The sequence below is a fragment of the Xanthovirga aplysinae genome (assembly GCF_009711365.1).
Classification (GTDB): domain Bacteria; phylum Bacteroidota; class Bacteroidia; order Cytophagales; family Cyclobacteriaceae; genus Xanthovirga; species Xanthovirga aplysinae.
The window spans coordinates 1-3729 of sequence record NZ_SMMB01000761.1 but is presented as its reverse complement, the minus strand read 5'-3'; the positions used below and the strand labels follow the sequence as shown (position 1 = coordinate 3729).

Sequence of the window (3729 nt, the reverse complement as noted above, 5' to 3'; positions counted from 1 at the left end):
ATCCTAATGAATGCTGTGGTTTTTTATTCGGGAAAGATGGTAGTATAAGGGTAATTGAAGAAGCAATTCCTGTAAAAAATGTAAAGGAAGGCGATCAAAGAAGACGTTTTCAGATTGATGCTTTGGACTATATGAAAGCTGAGAAATATGCTTTGCAAAATGGCATTCAGTTTCTTGGTATTTATCACTCTCATCCTGATCATCCGGCTGAACCTTCTATTCATGATTTAAAGCAGGCGGTTCCCTTTTTCTCTTACATTATTGCTTCAGTTTATAAGAGGAAGTTAAAGGAAGTAACCTCTTGGAGGTTGAATGAGGATCATATGTTTTATAAAGAAGGCATTCTTTGATCCTTTGAAATTGTCACCAAATAGAATCTTTAGAAAATTTTTTTTAATCAATAAAAATTACAAAAATTATGGCTAAGGTTATTATTCCTACTCCATTAAGAAAATTTACAGACAATCAGGCGGTTGTAGAATTGGAAAGTACATCTGTTGGAGGGGCTCTCAATGATTTATCGGTTCAATTTCCTGAAATAAAGCAACACCTGTTAAAAGCAGATGGCAATATTCGGGATTTTATTAAGGTTTATGTGGAGGACGATGACATTCAGGCTTTAGAAAAGGAAAGAACACCCGTTAATTCAGACTCTACAATAAGTATAGTGCCTGCTATCGCTGGTGGATGCTAAGTTGAATATTACATTAAGTGAGAAATGATTAGCAATTTGCTTGAAACAATAATTGCTAAATCCTATAGATAATAAAATATTCATTTTATTGTGCTCTACGATTAGAGGCACAATAATAAAGCTTTGTTTAAAAAAAGAAATAATTTCTGATATAACATAAAGATTTTATAAAATGCCAGCCAATCAATTAAGTAAAGAAGAACTTGAGCGGTATAGTCGTCACCTGATTATCCCTGAGTTTAATATAGAAGGTCAACGAAAGTTGAAAAATGCTAAAGTTCTGGTTATTGGAACGGGCGGATTGGGAAGTCCATTGTTACTGTATCTTACTGCTGCAGGTGTAGGAAATATTGGAATTGTGGATTTTGATGTAGTGGATGATAGTAATCTGCAACGTCAAGTGTTATATAGCATTAAGGATGTAGGCAGGCCAAAAGTGGAAGCTGCTAAGGAAAGGTTGCTTGCTCTAAATCCTTACATCAATATTACTACTTATAATACTCGTTTGACGAAAGACAATGCGTTAGGGATATTTAGGAATTATGACCTAGTTGCAGATGGTACAGATAATTTTCAGACTCGGTATTTGGTCAACGATGCTGCAGTTTTGACGGGAATTCCTAATGTTTATGCTTCTATTTTCCGATTTGAAGGACAAGTATCCGTATTTAATTATACCAACGAGCAAGGGGAAACGGGCCCAAATTACAGGGACCTTTTTCCTTCCCCACCACCTCCCGGCTTAGTTCCAAGTTGTGCTGAAGGAGGAGTCATTGGAGTGCTGCCTGGTATTGTGGGAAGTTTGCAAGCCAACGAAGTAATAAAAGTTCTGACTGGAATTGGGGATCCACTTAGTGGCAGGCTCTTTTTATTTGATGCACTTAGTTTTGAAACTAGAACTTTAAAAGTATTGAAAAACCCTGAAAATCCACTAAGTGGAGAAAATCCTACTCAAAATGGACTTGTGGATTATGAGGAGTTTTGTGGACTTAAAACCAAACCAAAACAGGATAAGACAGTGAAAGAAATAACAGTAGCCGAATTGTCTGAACTTATTAGACAAAAAGCCGACTTCCAATTGCTGGACGTTCGGGAGCCCCATGAATTCGAAATAGCCGAAATCGGTGGAGAGTTAATTCCTTTGGCCCAGGTGGAAGAAAATGTAGACAGGATTTCTTCTGATAAAAAGGTAGTAGTTCATTGCCGAAGTGGAGTAAGAAGTCAAAAGGCAATTGAAATGTTGGAGAAAAAATTTGGATTCACCAACTTGTACAACCTGAAAGGGGGAATTTTGGCTTGGGCGGACGAAATTGACCCTGAAATGGCAAAATACTAATTGACTGATAATCACCCCGGAATTTTTCTTTTGGGGTGATTTTTTGTATATAGGGTAAGACGGTATATAATCATTAAAAAAACTCAATAGCAATAATGAAAGAAGCATCCGAGCGAATCCCTAATTTAAAAGAGTTTTATCAGTTTTATTTGTCAGAACATCTACACCCGGTTAGTAGAACCCTCCACTTTATAGGCACATTTGGGGTGATTGTGTTGCTGATTTTGAGTTTCTATTTTATGGATTGGAGGTTTTTTGTGACTATTCCTTTTTGTGGATATGGGTTTGCCTGGATAGGTCATTTCTTTTTTGAAAAAAATAAACCTGCTACTTTCCAATACCCTTTATGGAGCCTTTGTTCCGATTTTATTCTTTTCTGGCATTTACTCATTGGGAAGCAAAAATTTGATTCCAGAAAATAAGATATTCTGAAATAGTTTTATTTTAAATTTAGCTTTTTGACCATTTCTGTTTTTCTTCCTTTATTTTTTTGTTTATCACTGGTTGAATGAGCCAGAATTTTTCCTTGCTTTTTTTTTATTTAGGATGAGTTTATGGCATGTGTAAGTTTTTGAGAAAGTTTTTTCCCACTCGGCTTTATTTCCGTAGATAAGGTAGGGATGGATTTTTTAATGATGCAAAATATTTCAGAAACAAATAAAAAGTTGTCAGTACTCCTGAAAGAGATCAGAAGTTGTAGAGTATGTGAACAGTTTCTGCCTTTGGGAGTTAATCCAGTCTTAAAGGCCTCTTCTCAAGCAAAAATTTTAATAGTTGGGCAGGCACCAGGAACCAAAGTTCACCAAACAGGTATCCCTTGGAATGATGCCAGTGGGGATAAGTTAAGAGAATGGATGGATGTGGATAAAGAAACTTTTTATGATGAAAATCAAATCGCTATTGTTCCTATTGGATTTTGTTACCCTGGAAAAGGAAAGTCTGGTGATTTGCCCCCACGAAAAGAATGTGCCCCTCTTTGGCATGAAAAAATTCTTAAGCTTTTGCCTAATTTGGAGTTAATCCTTTTGGTAGGGCTCTATGCTCAGAAGTTTTATCTTGGAAAAGAAAATAAAAAGACCTTGACAGGCACAGTTAAAGCTTATAAAGAATACTGGCCAAAGTTTTTTCCTCTGGTTCATCCTTCTCCACGTAACAAATTCTGGTTAATGCAAAATCCCTGGTTTGAAGATCAGGTGGTTTCTGATTTGAGGTTAGAGGTTCATCGTTTGTTAAATAGAAATCCTTAGAGCAGGTTTGAAATTTTCTTTTTGGTTCAAATGGTTTTAGAAAAGCTGTACCTTTCCCAAGTACTCTTTTATTTTAAAGGTCTGGAAAGAACGTTGTTTCGTTACTCTTATCCCTTGTAGCTTTCAGCTACGAGCTCAAAAAGCGTATTGTTCATCTTTTCAAAGCTCTATTTTGGAACCAAAAAAATTTATATATACTCTTAATAAAACCTATATATCCGAAACATTAATATTCTTTCTTTTTTTTGGGGAAAATCTATTTTCTTAATTCTCTGTTTTGTGATGCTAGGATTTAAATAGTGGGAAAATTAGGTCTAAAGTGATCTTATAATAAATGAGGAACTTTAAATAAGTAGATAAAATATTCCTTTTCTCATATTCTTTCAGGTACATTTAACGAAAGTCCGTATATTACCCACTGATTTTTTTATTTTTTTGTAAGAATAAAAACT

Annotated in this window: 5 protein-coding genes; all 5 read left to right on the top strand. The window is 35.2% G+C overall.

Annotation, left to right across the window (positions count from 1 at the left end; all coding sequences use genetic code 11):
- Positions 1–350, top strand: a 350-nt coding sequence (locus E1171_RS05255; protein WP_155204783.1) for a M67 family metallopeptidase, incomplete at its 5' end; no start/stop codon positions are given.
- A 68-nt stretch (positions 351–418) separates the two neighbouring features.
- Entirely contained in the window at positions 419–694 is a 276-nt protein-coding gene (locus tag E1171_RS05250; protein WP_155204781.1) for a MoaD/ThiS family protein, read from the top strand.
- Between the two features lie 172 nt (positions 695–866).
- The gene (moeB, locus tag E1171_RS05245; protein WP_155204780.1) at positions 867–2030 is read left to right on the top strand and encodes a molybdopterin-synthase adenylyltransferase MoeB; all 1164 of its coding nucleotides are present in this window, start codon (positions 867–869) and stop codon (positions 2028–2030) included.
- Positions 2031–2125: 95 nt separating this feature from the next.
- A complete protein-coding gene (locus E1171_RS05240) occupies positions 2126–2452 on the top strand; it encodes an Mpo1-like protein (protein ID WP_155204779.1) in 327 nt (108 codons plus the stop codon).
- A gap of 198 nt (positions 2453–2650) precedes the next feature.
- On the top strand, positions 2651–3277 hold the full coding sequence (locus tag E1171_RS05235; RefSeq protein WP_246164184.1) for a uracil-DNA glycosylase family protein: 627 nt from the start codon (positions 2651–2653) through the stop codon (positions 3275–3277).
- Positions 3278–3729 lie beyond the last annotated feature (452 nt).